This is a genomic window from Leucobacter aridicollis (assembly GCF_013409595.1).
GTDB classification, from domain to species: Bacteria; Actinomycetota; Actinomycetes; order Actinomycetales; family Microbacteriaceae; genus Leucobacter; species Leucobacter aridicollis.
The window spans coordinates 2,515,378-2,530,622 of record NZ_JACCBD010000001.1 but is presented as its reverse complement, the minus strand read 5'-3'; the positions used below and the strand labels follow the sequence as shown (position 1 = coordinate 2,530,622).

Below are 15,245 nucleotides of genomic sequence, written 5' to 3'. Positions count from 1 at the left end.
ACAGGCGAGATAATTGTTGTGGGTGTCGTTTCGTCACGTGCTGTGGCGCGGCCTCGAGGTCGTTTGAACTGCCTTAGGCCCCAGTGGGAGGGTCCTGGTCCTTCGGGTGCTGCTGCCTCTTCATCGCCACGTACTTCTGTCGGATCAGCGCGAACCCGAGCGCCATAGTCAGGATCGGCGCGAACAGGGCGAGGAACGTCGGCTCGGGGAGGAACAGGCGCCAGATGAACAGCGCAAGGGAGAATAGGGCAAGAAATGCTCCGGGGCTGAGCAGGAGCGACCGAGTCGTTTGCGTGTCCATGTGCATTGCCTTTCTGGGTTGCGGAGTCGCACGTGCGGCCCCCAGGTCACCGAATGGCAACCGAACGAGGCTCTTGTCCAGCTTGACGAGCTCATCTGACGCAACGCGATTCCCCGTTTCGATCCTCTCCCAGAAGCGATGGAGGCGCGAAGGCTGAACGCGAGTGCGTGAGTGCCTGTTTGCGGCGGCTCGCGAATCGGATTGTCTGCTTACGAGTCTCCTGATCGCGCCGACTGACACAGAGTGGCGGCGTTTGTTGTTGCACGTGGGGTGGCGTTGCTGGCGCTGGCTGGGGTGTGCCGACCCGCGAGGTATATCAACTCCCAGGCTGTGTTATGCCAAGATTTCGCTCGGTATGCGCTTGGGTGAGTCCTGCCGCTTTGGGCAGAGGGGGCTCCAGGTGGGTGATGGCTGTGTGGTGTCGCGGTGAAAGGAATGTCGACGATACATACACAGGAGCGCGCCCGCATTGTGAAATTTCAGAATATGAGTAGCATGATGGTGTGAACAGTTTCAAGTCGGCCACGGGTCAACCCCAGGTGGCGACGGCATCCCGATTTCGGTTCGATATCCAGGGCCTTCGCGCAGTCGCGGTAGTCGCGGTTTTTCTTGAGCATCTGACCGGTTGGCCCCGGGGTGGATTTGCCGGGGTCGATGTGTTCTTTGTCATCTCCGGATATTTGATTACGGGCATGTTGTATCGGCAACTTCACGCCACCGGCAGAATTTCGTTTCGGCGCTTCTACGTAGCCAGAGTCCGGCGTATTGTGCCGGCTGCCGCCACCGTATTACTCATAACTCTGCTCGGCGCTTGGTGGATATTCGGGCGTGGAAGGTTCATTGCCACGGCTTGGGATGCCCTGTGGGCGGGAGTGTTTACTGCCAATTGGTCTTTCGCGATAGCAGGCACGGACTATTTTGCTGCCGGTCTTCCGGTGTCTCCACTGCAGCACTTCTGGTCGCTATCCGTCGAAGAACAGTTCTATCTTGTGTGGCCGTGGCTGCTGATTGCTGGATTCATCTGTTCGGCAAGGCTCGCCCCGGGGTCGGCGAAAGCCCAAAAGCGTTGGATCGTCGCGATCGTGGGAGTGGTCGTCATGGTCTCCTTTGCGGCTTCTCTGATCGAAACACGTGTCTCACCAACGTGGGCGTACTTCTCGACGTATTCGCGTGCGTGGGAACTCGGGATCGGAGCGCTCGTTGCGCTCGCTTGGGGCGCCGGCATCGTCCTTCATCGGGTGGCTCGAGCAGTCCTCCTGTACTCCGGACTCGCTGGACTCGTCGCGAGCTTTCTCGTTTTGGCACCCGATAGCTCCTTCCCGGCGCCCGGGGCTTTGCTCCCCACGCTGTCTACAGCCGCCGTGATTGTTGCGGGTTCTAACGCCGGAACGCCGAGCGCTCGTGTGCTCACCAATCCGGTGGCGCAATATCTTGGCAAGATCTCGTATTCGCTCTACCTCTGGCACTTCCCGCTCATCGTGTTTGCGCAGGTCTTCCCGGGTGCGAACGTCCTTCGCACCGTGCTGGTGGCGATCGCCTCGCTCGGGTTCGCTGTACTGTCATTTCATTTCGTCGAGGAACCGTTGCGTCGGCTTGACCTGGGGAAGACAGTCAACCGCCTTCGAAAATCCGGCCGCTTTGGTGAGAAGAGAGCGTCGGCTGCTCTCGCGATAGGGCTATTGCTGTGTCTCAATGTCGTCCTCTATCAGGCAAGTTCCAGTCACCTCGCCGCGAGGAGTATTCCGGTGGCTCAGCAAGCTTCCGAACCCACAACCGCCACCGACACCGCGAGTGAATCGAGTGATGAACAGGTGGCCGAGTCAGCTGCGAGCATTCTTCGCGAGGAGCTCTCTGAAGCGCTCAAAGCCGACAGCTGGGAGAGCGTTGAACCCTCGGTGGACGAGGTCCTCGCAAACGCAGAGGCGACGTTCACGGAACCTGAGATTGCTGAGTGTGTCGCGCACGAACCCTATTCAGTTGAGAAGTGCACCTGGGGCAATCAGCAAGGCAGTCGCACCGTCGTGCTCGCCGGAAATTCCCACTCCGTGGGGATGGCAGCGCCGCTCAGGGCGATCTTTGAGAAGCGTCCGGAATGGCGATTCGTTGTTGCGTCGAAGACCGGATGCCCATTCGTGGATCCTGGCGGGTCTGACGCAGATGTCGCAGTTGCGAGCGAGTGCGCGGACCGGTCCAGCACGGTGGTCGACATTGCGAACGAATATAGCGCTGATCTCCTCGTCCTCGTCGGCGTAGACCCCGGTGCTGAGAAGAAGCTAGCGGAACTGAGCTCAGCGACCCAGACCGTAGTGATTACTCCACCGCCGTACGATATCGATATCCGTGAGTGCTACTCGGGTCTCACCGGTCCGTCCGCATGTGTGAGCACGCCGCACGAGTTCTTTGGGGATGTCGAACGCCAGGTTTCGAGCCGTGCGGGTGCCCGATTGATTTCGTCTGAAAGCTGGTTCTGCGTGCGGGGCAAGTGCCCCCCGTTGGCGGGTTCGCTGCTCACCAAGCATGACAACATTCACGTCACAGGCAGCTTTGCTGCTCGGTTGCAACCCGTGATCGAAGAGTCGTTGATTGCCAAGGGTGTACTCGACGTAGTTGGCGAATAGCTTTGGAGAGGCGTGGGTCTCTACGTGGAGTATCCGGAGGAATGGATCCTCGAGAGAACCCTGGCGGCGCAGTCTCTGCAAGCACCCGCCTCCAGCGCTGCGGAGGTGTTCGATATGGAGCCGATGATCTCCTCGACGTCGAGTTACGCGTGGCCCGCGAGATGCTCGCGTAAAGCAGAAACGGCCCCAGCGCTGAGCGCTGAAGCCGTGTCACAAGTGCCCCCGGAGGGATTCGAACCCCCGACCTACGGTACCGGAAACCGGCGCTCTATCCCCTGAGCTACGGAGGCGAGCAGATGTAACTCCCCAAGCCTAGCGCACCTCTGGCGGCGTTTTTGCAACCGGTCGGTGGCGCGCCGAGCTGACGGTAGACTTGACCCTCGTGACGCCTCTAGAACTTGCACAGGCCCTTGCCCAGATTCTCGCAGCCAACTTCGCCGCCCGCGGCGGGGACGCCGCCGAGATTGTCGTGTCCGAACAGGACACGCAGCTGGAGCGACCCAAGAGCCGAGAGCATGGCGAATGGGCGTCGAACGTCGCCATGAAGTTCGCGAAGCGCATCGGCACCAACCCGCGCGAGCTCGCGCAGGAGCTCGCCGCCGAGATCGAGAAGATCGACGGCGTCGCGAAGGTTGAGATCGCGGGCCCTGGCTTCATGAACATCACGCTTGACGCGGCGAGCGCGGGGGAGACCGCGCGGCGCGTCGTCGAACAGGGCGCGGATTACGGCCGGAACGATTCGCTCGCCGGCCAGCGCATCAACCTCGAGTTCGTGAGTGCGAACCCGACGGGCCCGCTGCACATGGGGCACACCCGCTGGGCGGCCCTCGGTGACTCGACCGCGCGCGTGCTTCGTGCCGCGGGCGCAGAGGTGACCAACGAGTACTACATCAACGACGCCGGGTCGCAGATGAACAAGTTCGGGCGCTCCGTGCTCGCGGCAGTGCTCGGCGAGGAGGCTCCCGAGGACGCATACCCGGGTGAGTACATTCAGGTGCTCGGCGCCAAGGTCCGCGAGCAGCTGCCGAACGTCGCCGAGCTCGCTGCGAGTGACCGCGACGCGGCGCTCGAGCAGGTGCAGGAGCTCGCCTACCAGTTGCAGCTCGCCGAGATCAAGGATTCGCTCGAGCGCTTCAACGTGCACTTCGACGTGTTCTTCTCGGAGCGCACGCTGCACGCGAAGGGCGCGAACGGCGAGCCGAGCCCGATCGAGCTCGCGGTGGACCGACTGCGCGAGCAGGGGCACGTGTTCGAAGAGGACGGCGCGATCTGGGTGCGCACGACCGCATTCGGTGACGATAAGGATCGCGTGTTCACGCGCGGCAACGGGATCTACACCTACTTCGCGGCGGACGCGGCCTACTACCTCGACAAGATGGACCGTGGCTTCACCGAGAAGATCTACCTGCTTGGCGCTGATCACCACGGCTACATCGGCCGCCTCACCGCGATCGCGGGTGCGGCTGGTGACGACGTCGAGAAGAGCATCACGGTGCTCATCGGTCAGCTCGTGAACCTCAACGGTGCGCGGCTCTCGAAGCGCGCGGGAAACATCATCGAGCTTGACGACCTGCTCGAGTGGCTCGGGTCCGACACGCTGCGGTACTGGCTCGCACGCTACCCGGCTGATTCGCCGCTCTCGCTCGACGGCGAGAAGATTCGCAGCCGCACGAACGACAACCCAGTGTTCTACGTGCAGTACGCGCACGCGCGAACCTGCGCGGTAGACCGCAACGCGGCCGCGGCCGGCATCACCCGCGAGGTGTTTGCCCCCGAGCTGCTCACGCACGACACCGAGACCGACCTGCTCGGCAAGCTGCAGCAGTACCCGGGCATCGTCGCTGGCGCGGCGGAGCTGCGCGAACCGCACAGGATCGCCCGCTTCCTCGAGGAGCTCGCGGCCGTCTATCACCGCTGGTACGACAACTGCCGCGTCATCCCGCTCGGTGAAGAGCCCGTCGAGGACGTACACCGCACGCGCCTGTGGCTCAACGACGCGGCTGGCCAGGTGCTGCGCAACGGCCTCGACCTGCTGGGTGTGTCGGCGCCAGAACGGCTCTAACGCATGCGCCGCGCGCTCAAGATTGTCATCGCCCTCGTCGTGACGGTGGGCGTGCTTGCAGGGCTCGGGGAGTGGGGGCTGCGGCTCGCGATCCCCGGCGTGGTGAAGACGATTGCGCAGGAGCAGCTCGGGATTCCGAGTAGCCATCCCGTCGAGGTCGACATGGGCGGGTCGGCGCTGCTGCACGCGATCGGCGGCGGCGTGGGGGACATCACTGTCGAGATTCCTGATGCGCCCGTCGCCGACGGGGTGCGCGCGACGCTCATCTTCTCTGCAGACCGCTCCCCGTTCGATCCGTCGAAGGGTGACATGACTGGCGCGACGGCGGCGATCTATGTGCCCACCGCGGACCTGGGGCCGATGATCTCGCTGCTCACGAATGGGGTCGTCGACTCCGGGAAGACAAGCAGCGGCGAACTCGTCGTCGGGCGGCAGCTCGAGGCCCTCGGGTTCACCGTGCCGATCGAGGCGACGCTGGGCCTCACCGCCGTCGATGGTGAGGTGCTTGTTGAACCGCGCGGCCTGTCGGCTGTCGGCTTCGACCTCTCCGTTGACCAGCTCGCCTCAGCGACCGGCGGGCTCCTCGACCCCCTGCTGTCGGCGCGTCAACTCTGTGTCCGCGAGTGGCTCCCCGCGGGAGCAACCCTCAGCGACATCAGGATCACGAAGAACGGTGCACGGGTCGAGTTCGCGCTCGCGCCCGATTTTCTGTCGAACCCGCAGCAGCAGGAGCTTGGCACCTGCGGCTAGTTTGATTCCAGCCGCAGGTGCCGTCCGGGCGAGTTACTGCATGGTGTTCACGATGAGCCCGATGTGGGTGAAGAAGTTCATCGCACCGAAGAGCAGGAAGATGATGCCGGTGACGAGCCAGGTCACGCCGACGAGCTTCGCGACGCCGGACAGCGGCCGCGTCGAGGAGAAGCCGCGGAGCGCGACCGGGAACAGCGCCGCGCCGAGTCCGACGAACGCGAACAGCAGCGACATGAAGATGGCCTCGATCATCGGGTAGTCGGCGACGATGCCCGAGATGGGCTCCTCCGCCGGCGCCGCGAACAGCTGGAATACGAGGCCAGCGAGCGCGATACCAAAGAGGGCGAGACCCATGCCCAGCACGAAGATGCCCGTCGGGCGGGCGACGGCGGCGGCCTCCGCGGCCCGGTCGTCCGCGCCGATAATCTGGTCGCCGCGCTTCCACAGGTACAGCGACGCGGCGAGCAGCAGCACGCCGAACGCGAGGCTCGGTTCGCCGAAGACGATGTTGTCGAACGGGAAGTACATGGCGAACGGCCATTCGAGCGTCATGTGCAGGCCGGTCGTGGTGAGGATCAGGCCGAGCACGCCAGCGGTGAGTGCCCATCCTTCAGCCTTGAAGTCCCGGTCGCGTACGAGCGCGCGTCCGAGCATGTACATGAAGATGAGGCCGGCGCCCGCGGCGACGGCCATGATGGTGTTGTAGGTCGGCATCTGCGTCCAGTCGATGACGAGACCGGTGTCGCGGCCCTTGAAGAAATCTTCGATGAAGCTTCCCATGATCAGTTCCTTTCAGTGCCCCGGCAATGAAATGCTCGTGCATTGCCCATTGGTCAGCGGGGCGTATGAAGTACAACCAACTCGCAGCAAATTGTATTCGCTTGCATGCATTTGGCGCGGGTATCGGTCCCGGGTGTTCGCGGACTCAGCGCCAGCAGCGGCCGCGCGGGCATAGGGTGGCAGAGGCACTCCGTTCACCGTCGCACAAAGGACCACCGCATGTCTCACCCCGCCCGCACCGCCGAAACCGTCGCAGTTCTCGAGGAGACCATCGCCGACTATGCGGGGACGCTCGCGCCGGCGGTGTCCGTCGCGGCATTCGACGCGACCGGCGTCATCGCCTGGCACGGGGTCGGGGAGCCGCGACTCGACGGCGCACCGGTGACGCGCGAGACTGTATTTCGGATCGCGTCGATGTCGAAGAGCTTCCTTGCGGCGACGGCGCTCGCGCTCGACGAGGCGGGGGCGCTCGACCTCGCCGCGCCGGTGGCGCGCTACCTCCCCGGGGTGCGGTTCACCTATCGCGGCATCGATTATCCAGTCACCGTTGCCGAGCTGCTCTCGAATCGCTCGGGTATGCCGGAGGACAACGCCTGGGCAGACCGGCAGCTCGGTTCGAGCCGCGAATATATTGCGGGCCTGTTCGCTGAGGGGATCGGACTCACCCAGGCCCCCGGCGTCGGGTACCAGTACTCGAACCTCGGGATGTCGCTCGTCGGGCGCGTCATCGAGGCGGCGGTCGGACGCTCCGTGGAAGCCGAGATCACCAGCAGGTTCATCGAGCCCCTCGGGCTCACCGGGACCCGCTTCGCCGTGGAGCACTATGGCGAGGGCACGGATGTTGCCCACGGCTTCCGCACCTTCGACACGGGCGCGACGTTCATTCAGGAGCCGTTTATCGGGGAAGGGGCGCTCGCCTGCATCGGCGGGCTGTTCAGCACGGTCGACGACATCGCGACGTGGTCGTGGTTCCTCGCCTCCGGCTACACCAATGAGCCGCTCGCGCCAGAACTGCTGTCCGCGAGGAGCCGGATCGAGATGCAGCGGGTGCACACCCCGATCCCAGTACCGGCCGCCACCGAGTTTCGCGATCTCACGGCGCTGGGATACGGCCTCGGGCTCTTCCCCGCCCACGACCGCCGGCTCGGGGCCACCGTCGACCACTCGGGCGGCCTCCCGGGCTTCTCCTCGAACATGCGGTGGCACACTGACTCCGGCGTCGGAGTGGTCGTGTTCGGCAACTCAGACGCGTTCCGCGCAGACACGCTCGCGATGGCCGCCCACGCCGGCGTGCTCCGGGCGAAGGCGGTTCCGCCGCGCACGGTAGAGCCGTGGCCGCTCGCGCTCGAAGCCGGCGCACTCCTGGACGGGCTCATTCGCGGCGGCGAGCCCCTCGCCGGGGCGGCCCACCTCACCTCGAGTAACTTCTTCGCCGACGTGCCCGACGAGGTGCGTACGGCCAGGGTCGCCGAGCTCCTGCAGACCGTCGGCGAGCCCCGGGAGCGCACGTCGTTCGGGGAGCGGATCGTCGGCGCATCGGACGCAGCCCACCTCCGCTGGCGCATCGACTGCGCGCACGGCGCGCTCGTGTGCGACATTCGCCTCATCGGCCTGAGCGCGCCGCTCGTGCAGAGCCTCACCGTCGCGATCGCCGACGAGACCGGCACGAAGCCGCTCGCGGGGGAGCCGGGGCTCCAGGTGCTCGCCGCCGTTGCACGCGAGGGAAGCCCGGTTTCGTAACATCCGCGTCTGGGAACGCGGCGTCTATTAAGATGGAGGGGTTCGTTCGGAGCAGTTTTCCGTTCGCGCGGCTTCAGGGGCCAAGCCGGGTCCGCTCGCCACGGGTTGCAAGTGTGCAATTCTCCGAGCGTCCGAGCGTCCATGCGACACCCACCCAGAGCCGAGGAGCGTCCAATGACCGATCACCGAACCCGCGATGTCAATGCGATCGACGACCGTGTCTTCCCGCGCGGCGCCCGCCGCGGAAGCGAGTGCGGCGTGCTGAAGATTGGCGGCGTGCGCGCCACCGAGCTCGTCGAGCAGTTCGGCTCTCCGCTCTACGTCGTCGACGAGGACGCGACCCGCGCGACGGCGCGCGAGATCCGCGACGCCCTCCGTGGCGAGGCGCAGCGCGTCGGCACCGACGCGACCGTGTACTACGCGAGTAAGGCGTTCCTCAGCGTGCAGACCGCGCAGTGGATGGCAGAGGAGGGGCTCGCGATCGACGTCGCGAGCGGCGGCGAACTCATGGTCGCGCTTGCGGCCGGCGTCGACCCCGCGAAGATCGGCTTCCACGGCAACAACAAGTCCGACGCCGAGATTGTCCGCGCCGTCGAGGCCGGGGTCGGCACGATCATCATCGACAGCGAGATTGAGGTCGCGCGCATCGCCGCGGCGACAGCCGCCGCCGGGAAGCGGCAGCGCGTTCGCCTCCGCGTCAACAGCGGCGTGCACGCGTCGACACACGACTACCTGGCGACCGCCCACGAGGATCAGAAGTTCGGCATGCCGCTCACCGACGCGCCTGCGCTCGTGCGCGAGATCGTCTCGCACGAGGGCCTCGACTTCGTTGGCCTGCACTGCCACATCGGCTCGCAGATCTTCGCGACCGAGGGGTTCCGCGAGTCCGCGCGGCGCCTCCTTGGCGTCTACGTTGAGCTCGCCGAGATCGCTGGGCGCCAGATTCCCGAGCTCAATCTTGGCGGCGGCTTTGGCATCGCGTACACGCCCGAGCAGGCCGGTGAGGCGCCGAACGTCGGCGACATCGCCAGGCAGCTCGCCGACATCGTCGCGGAGGCCTCCGCGGAAGCAGGAATCGCGATCCCGCACCTCGCGTTCGAGCCGGGCCGCGCGGTCGTCGGCCAGTCGGGTGTGACGCTCTACACGGTCGGCACGACGAAGCGCGTCGACCTCACGGGCACCGGCGAGGCCGACCCTGTCGACCGCGGCTACTCCGAGCGGCTCTATGTGAGCGTCGACGGCGGCATGAGCGACAACGCGCGCCCCGCGCTCTACGGCTCCGACTACCACGTGCGCATTGCGAACCGCCAGAGCGAGGCGGCCCCCGCGCTTGTGCGCGTCGTCGGCAAGCACTGCGAGTCCGGCGACATCGTCGTCTACCGCGACGAGCTCCCCGCGGACGTGCAGCCGGGCGACACGCTCGCGGTCGCAGTCACCGGCGCGTACTGCTGGTCGCTGTCGAGCAACTACAACTTTGTCCCGAGGCCGCCGGTTGTCGCCGTCCGCGGCGGCGAGGGCCGCGTCATCGTGCGCGGCCAGACCGAGGCCGACCTGCTCGCACAGAGCGTCGTCGCGTAACCGCGACCCCCACGACTTGACCTCACAGAACACAGGAGAACAACGGTTGAACGCGTATCGAGACCTTCGAGTTGCATTGCTTGGTTGCGGGTCGGTTGGCGCCCAGGTGGCGCGACTGATTCTCGAGAACGGTGACGAGCTCGCAGCCCGCATTGGTGCGAACCTCGTCCTCGACGGCATCGCGGTGCGCTCGCTCGACGCCGAGCGCGACGTCCCGCTGCCGCGCGAGCTCTTCACGACGGACGCCGAGCGTCTCGTGCAGGGCGCGGACATCGTGATCGAGCTCATGGGCGGGATCGAGCCGGCGCGCTCCCTGATCCTGCTCGCCCTCGGCGGCGGCGCGGACGTCGTCACGGCGAACAAAGCGCTCATCGCAGCGCACGGCCGCGAGCTCTCCGACGCCGCCGACCAGGTCGGCGCGCAGCTGCTCTACGAGGCGTCCGTCGCGGCCGCGATCCCGATCCTGCGCCCGCTGCGCGAGAGCCTCGCCGGCGACCATGTCACCCGGGTGATGGGGATCGTCAACGGCTCGACAAACTACATTCTGGATCGCATGGACCGCTTCGGCGAGTCCGCCGAAGACGCGATGAAGCTCGCGAGCGACCTTGGCTTCCTCGAGGCTGACCCGACGCTCGACGTTGAGGGCTTTGACGCCGCGCAGAAGGCGACGATCCTCGCGAGCATCGCGTTCCACACGGAGGTTCCCGAGAGCGCGGTGTACCGCGAGGGCATCACCGCGGTGACGCTCGAGCAGATCACCGCGGCGCGCCACGCCGGCTTCGTCATCAAGCTGCTCGCCGTCGCCGAGCGGCTCGCCGCCTCCGACGGCACCGACGGGGTATCGGTGCGCGTCTACCCGGCGCTTATCCCGCGCGAACACCCCCTCGCTGCCGTGCACGAGGGCAAGAACGCCGTGTTCGTCGAGGCCGAGGCGGCGGGCGAACTCATGTTCTACGGCGCGGGCGCAGGCGGCAACGAGACCGCATCCGCGGTGCTGGGCGACCTCGTCTCGGCCGCCCGCCGCCACGTTGTCGGCGGCCCCGGAATCCCCGGGTCGACGCACGCCGAATTCCCGGTACTGCCCGTCGGCGAGGTGCTGACCGCGTACCAGGTCATGCTCGAGGTCCGCGACGAGCCCGGCGTGCTCGCTCGGGTCGCGGGGATCCTCGCCGCCCACGGCGTTTCGGCCGCGAGCGTCGAGCAGAACACCTCCGAGGAGGGGCGTGCGACGCTCGTCATCGGGACCCACACGGCGCGCGAGGCTGACCTCGCGGCGACGGTCGACGCGCTCCGCGCCGACGACGCTGTCGCCGAGGTCGTGAGCGTGCTGCGCCGGGAGGGCCGCGCATGAGCCGGGTCGAGCGCGCGCTCCGCGTCCACGTCCCGGCGACGAGCGCAAACCTCGGCCCCGGCTTCGACACCCTCGGCATCGCGCTCGCCTACGGCGACGAGCTGACGGTGGTCACCCGGCCAGAACCCGGCGCGACCGTCACGGTGATCGGCGTCGGTGAGGGAGAGGTCGACACCGACGAGCGCAACCTCGTCGTGCGTTCGGCCGCGTTCGTGTTCGAACGGCTCGGGCGCGACATGCCCGGGCTGAACATCGAGGCGCACAACCGAATCCCGCACGGCCGCGGCATGGGATCCTCGGGCTCCGCGATCGTCTCTGGCGTGATGATCGCAGCCGGGCTGCTCGCGAGCGACCCCGACGACCCGCTTGAGCTCAGCGAGGCGCAGATCTTCGCATTCGCGACCGAGCTCGAGGGCCACCCCGACAACGTCGCCCCGGCGCTCTTCGGCGGACTCACGATCGCCTGGACGAACGAGCAGGGGCCGCGGTTCAAGCGACTGCTCGTGCACCGCGGCGTCGCGCCGCTCGTGCTGGTGCCGACGTTCACCATGTCGACCGAGCATGCCCGGAGCCTGCAGCCAAAGCAGGTGCCGCACGAGGACGCCGTCTTTAACGTGTCGCGTTCGGCGCTGCTCATCGCGGCGCTCACGCAGAGCCCCGAGCTCATGCTTGAGGCGACGGAGGACCGGTTGCATCAGAACTACCGCGGCGCGGCGATGCCCGAGACCCGCGACCTCATCGGTGCGCTCCGCGAGGCGGGGCACCCGGCGGTCGTGTCGGGCGCCGGGCCCTCGGTGCTCGTGCTCTCGAACGGACCGCGCGAGCGCCTCGCCGCGGCGGATCTCGTCGCGCAGATCGCACCCGAATGGCGAATTCTCACTCTCGCTGTCGATATCAAGGGTGCTACAGTAGAGGAGATCCCGGTCGACTCTGCGTTCTCTTCGCGAGTGTGACACTTCGTAGTTTGTGTCCCGGATCGCATTCCCAGCCGGGGTATTTGTCCCCGAGCTTCCCGCACTCTCGTGCCTGTTTGTGGCCTGAGTGCTCAGACTCGATAGGTTCCGGAAGGAATACACGTGGAACTCAACACTGAAGACCAGACGCCTGCCCAGGAGGCGGCGGAAGCTGCTCCAGTTCGCCGTCGCGCATCGCGGCGCGTCTCGGCTGCGGCTGGTGCCGCTCCAGAGGTCGCCGCCGACACCGCGGCGACCGCTGCAGCGCCGGCGGCCGCCCCCGAGGCTGCGCCGGCCGAGCAGGCTGCGCCCGCCGAGGCACCCGCCGAGGCACCGGCAGAGAAGGCCGCGCCGAAGCGCGCGAGCCGCGCTCGCAAGAAGGCGGAGCCCGAGGCCCCCGCAGCCGAGGCCGACGAGGCAGCCGCCGCACCCAAGACGACGCGCGCCGCAGCAAAGGCGAAGGCCGAGGAGGCACCCGCGAAGGCCGATGAGGCTGTCGCGAAGGCCGACGACGCCGAGGCCGCGCCAGCCGAGGCGCCGAAGAAGCGCGCCACCCGTTCGCGCAAGGCGGCCGCCGCTGTCGAGGCTCCCGCAGAGGAGGCTGCGGCCGAGCAGCCCGCTGCAGCGGGCGATGCGCAGGCAGCAGCGACTCCCGCGGAGGATCCTGAGGCTGCTCCGGCGAAGCGGTCGCGCCGCCGGTCGAGCCAGACCGCCGAGCAGGCCGAGGGCGAGACCCCCGCGCAGTCGGAGGAGCCGAAGGGCCGCGGCCGCGGCAACCAGAACGGTGCCAAGGGCGACGCGGCGAAGAACGATGGCTCGAAGAATGATGGCTCGAAGGGCGACGCCGCCAAGGGCGACGCCGACAAGCATGGCCAGAGCGACAAGCAGGGCCAGGAGAAGCAGGGCCAGGGCGATCGCTCGGACAACTCCAAGCAGGAGAACGGCTCGCGTTCGAGCCGCACCCGCCAGCGCGACCGCAAGCGTCGCGGCGGTGACGACCTCGAGCCCGAGATCGCAGAAGACGACGTGCTGCTGCCCGTCGCTGGCATCCTCGACGTGCTCGACAACTACGCGTTCGTGCGCACGAGCGGCTACCTCCCCGGCGTGTCCGACGTGTACGTCGCGCTCGGCCAGGTCAAGAAGTACAGCCTTCGCCGCGGCGATGCGATCGTCGGCGCGATCCGCCAGCCCCGCGAGGGCGACAGCGGCGGCCGCCAGAAGTACAACGCGATCGTGAAGATCGACTCCGTGAACGGCAAGCCCGTCGAGGAGACCGAGAAGCGCGCAGACATCGCAGAGATGACCGCGATCTTCCCCGAGCAGCCGCTCCGTTTCGCGACCGGCGAGCAGGGCCTCGGCTCGGCGATCGACGCTGCGGCTCCGATGGGGCTCGGCCAGCGCGCGCTCATCGCGCTGCCTGCCGAGATCCCCGCTGCCCGTGTGTTCGCCGAGCTCGCCGCCGCAGTCACGGCGAACGCTCCTGACGCGCACCTGCTGCTCGTGCTCACGAACGCGCGCCCCGAAGAGGTCACGCACCTGCAGCGCACCGTCAGCGGCGAGGTCATCGCCGCGACGTTCGACCGCGCGGCAGAGGATCAGGCCACGATCGTCGAGCTCGCGCTCGACCGTGCCAGCAGGCTCGTCGAGCTCGGTCACGACGTGATCGTGCTGCTCGACTCGCTCACCGATCTCGCGCACGCCGCGCACCAGAACCTGCAGGGCTCGCGCACGACGCCGGAGGCCGCCCAGGCGCTGCCGATCGCGCACGCGAAGCGTCTGCTCGGCGCCGCTCGCAACCTTGAGAACGGTGGGTCGCTCACGCTGCTCGCTACCGCGCGCACCCACACGGGCGTCGCCGGTGACAAGGATCTGCTTCGTGCGCTCGTTCCCGCGGTGAACAGCTTCGTGAAGATCTCGGGCAGCCGCCAGGCCCCCGAGGTCAACGCGGAGAAGTCGTACACCCTCTCGTTCTAAGGGGAACGGCACGTGTTTGAACAGGTTTCAGGGCTGCTCGCCGAGCACGCGTCGCTGCAGGAGGATCTCGCCGATCCGGCGCTGCACGCCGACGCCGCACGTGCGAAGCGGGTGAATCGCCGCTACGCCGAGCTCAGCAAGATCAAGTCAGCCCACGAGCACTGGGTGCAGCTGGGGGATGACCTCGAGGCTGCACGGGAGCTCGCGAAGGAGGACGAAGCGTTCGCCGAGGAGGTCCCCGACCTCGAGGCGCAGCTCGCCGACGCGCAGGAGAAGGTACGCCGTCTCCTGATTCCCCGCGATCCCGACGATGCCCGCGACGTGATCCTCGAGATCAAGGGCGGCGAGGGCGGTGCCGAATCGGCGCTGTTCGGTGCCGACCTGCTCCGCATGTACATGCACTACGCGGAGTCCAAGGGCTGGAAGACTGAGATTCTTGAGAAGGACGAGAGCGATCTCGGCGGCTACAAGAACGTGCAGGTCGCGATCAAGGCGAACGCGAGCGACCCGTCGCAGGGCGTGTGGGCGCACCTGAAGTACGAGGGCGGGGTGCACCGCGTGCAGCGCGTGCCTGTCACCGAGTCGCAGGGCCGCATCCACACCTCAACGACCGGCGTGCTCGTCTACCCCGAGCCCGACGAGGCTGAAGAGGTCGAGATCAGCCAGAACGACCTGAAGATCGACGTCTACCGATCGAGCGGCCCCGGCGGCCAGTCGGTGAACACGACGGACTCCGCGGTTCGCATCACGCACCTCCCGACGGGTATCGTCGTCGCGATGCAGAACGAGAAGTCGCAGCTGCAGAACCGTGAGGCCGGCATGCGCGTGCTCCGCGCGCGACTGCTTGCTCGCCTCGCCGAGGAAGCCGCCGCTGAGGCGAGCGCGCACCGTTCGAGCCAGATCCGCACGATGGATCGCTCGGAGCGGATTCGCACGTACAACTTCCCGGAGAACCGCATCGCCGATCACCGCACCGGGTACAAGGCATACAACCTTGACCAGGTCATGAACGGGTCGATGGAGCCGCTCATCGAGTCCTGCATCCGCATGGACGAGGAGGAGCGCCTGAAGGCACTCGGGCAGTAGCCGCCTGACGCTGAACCCTGGTGGTCTGCGGGAAGTGTTCCTGCTGACCACC

At 67.0% G+C, this 15,245-nt stretch carries 11 protein-coding genes and 1 tRNA gene; 9 read left to right on the top strand and 3 right to left on the bottom strand.

Annotation, left to right across the window (positions count from 1 at the left end; translation table 11 throughout):
• Positions 1–73 precede the first annotated feature (73 nt).
• On the bottom strand, positions 74–301 hold the full coding sequence (locus BJ960_RS11770) for a hypothetical protein (protein ID WP_185987411.1): 228 nt from the start codon (positions 299–301) through the stop codon (positions 74–76).
• A gap of 503 nt (positions 302–804) precedes the next feature.
• On the opposite strand from BJ960_RS11770, the gene BJ960_RS17205 reads away from it, so the two are divergent.
• Positions 805–2,919 carry an acyltransferase family protein gene (locus tag BJ960_RS17205; protein ID WP_185987410.1) on the top strand — a complete coding sequence of 705 codons (2,115 nt, stop codon included), beginning with the start codon at positions 805–807 and terminating at the stop codon, positions 2,917–2,919.
• Between the two features lie 217 nt (positions 2,920–3,136).
• Here the strand turns inward: BJ960_RS17205 and BJ960_RS11760 are convergent.
• Positions 3,137–3,209: transfer RNA gene (locus BJ960_RS11760), tRNA-Arg, on the bottom strand.
• 92 nt (positions 3,210–3,301) lie between these two features.
• Here BJ960_RS11760 and argS point away from each other — a divergent pair.
• On the top strand, positions 3,302–4,981 hold the full coding sequence (argS, locus tag BJ960_RS11755; RefSeq protein WP_185987409.1) for an arginine--tRNA ligase: 1,680 nt from the start codon (positions 3,302–3,304) through the stop codon (positions 4,979–4,981).
• 3 nt (positions 4,982–4,984) lie between these two features.
• Positions 4,985–5,731, top strand: a complete 747-nt coding sequence (locus tag BJ960_RS11750; protein WP_185987408.1) for an LmeA family phospholipid-binding protein — start codon at positions 4,985–4,987, stop codon at positions 5,729–5,731.
• A gap of 33 nt (positions 5,732–5,764) precedes the next feature.
• On the opposite strand, the gene BJ960_RS11745 is transcribed toward BJ960_RS11750, so the two are convergent.
• Positions 5,765–6,511: a DUF981 domain-containing protein gene (locus BJ960_RS11745; protein ID WP_237463458.1), complete on the bottom strand. Its 747-nt coding sequence runs from the start codon at positions 6,509–6,511 to the stop codon at positions 5,765–5,767.
• A gap of 219 nt (positions 6,512–6,730) precedes the next feature.
• On the opposite strand from BJ960_RS11745, the gene BJ960_RS11740 reads away from it, so the two are divergent.
• The 6 genes from BJ960_RS11740 (at position 6,731) to prfA (ending at position 15,193) form a co-directional block, all read left to right on the top strand.
• The gene (locus BJ960_RS11740; protein ID WP_185987407.1) at positions 6,731–8,251 is read left to right on the top strand and encodes a serine hydrolase domain-containing protein; all 1,521 of its coding nucleotides are present in this window, start codon (positions 6,731–6,733) and stop codon (positions 8,249–8,251) included.
• Between the two features lie 174 nt (positions 8,252–8,425).
• Positions 8,426–9,829, top strand: a complete 1,404-nt coding sequence (lysA, locus tag BJ960_RS11735; protein WP_185987406.1) for a diaminopimelate decarboxylase — start codon at positions 8,426–8,428, stop codon at positions 9,827–9,829.
• Positions 9,830–9,875: 46 nt separating this feature from the next.
• Positions 9,876–11,180: a homoserine dehydrogenase gene (locus BJ960_RS11730; RefSeq protein WP_121073318.1), complete on the top strand. Its 1,305-nt coding sequence runs from the start codon at positions 9,876–9,878 to the stop codon at positions 11,178–11,180.
• Positions 11,177–12,133: a homoserine kinase gene (thrB, locus tag BJ960_RS11725; RefSeq protein ID WP_121073313.1), complete on the top strand. Its 957-nt coding sequence runs from the start codon at positions 11,177–11,179 to the stop codon at positions 12,131–12,133. The genes BJ960_RS11730 and thrB overlap by 4 nt, the downstream gene beginning before the upstream one ends.
• Positions 12,134–12,256: 123 nt before the next feature.
• Entirely contained in the window at positions 12,257–14,107 is a 1,851-nt protein-coding gene (locus BJ960_RS17200; RefSeq protein WP_185987405.1) for a hypothetical protein, read from the top strand.
• 12 nt (positions 14,108–14,119) lie between these two features.
• Positions 14,120–15,193, top strand: a complete 1,074-nt coding sequence (gene prfA / locus BJ960_RS11715; protein WP_121073309.1) for a peptide chain release factor 1 — start codon at positions 14,120–14,122, stop codon at positions 15,191–15,193.
• Positions 15,194–15,245: the final 52 nt, after the last annotated feature.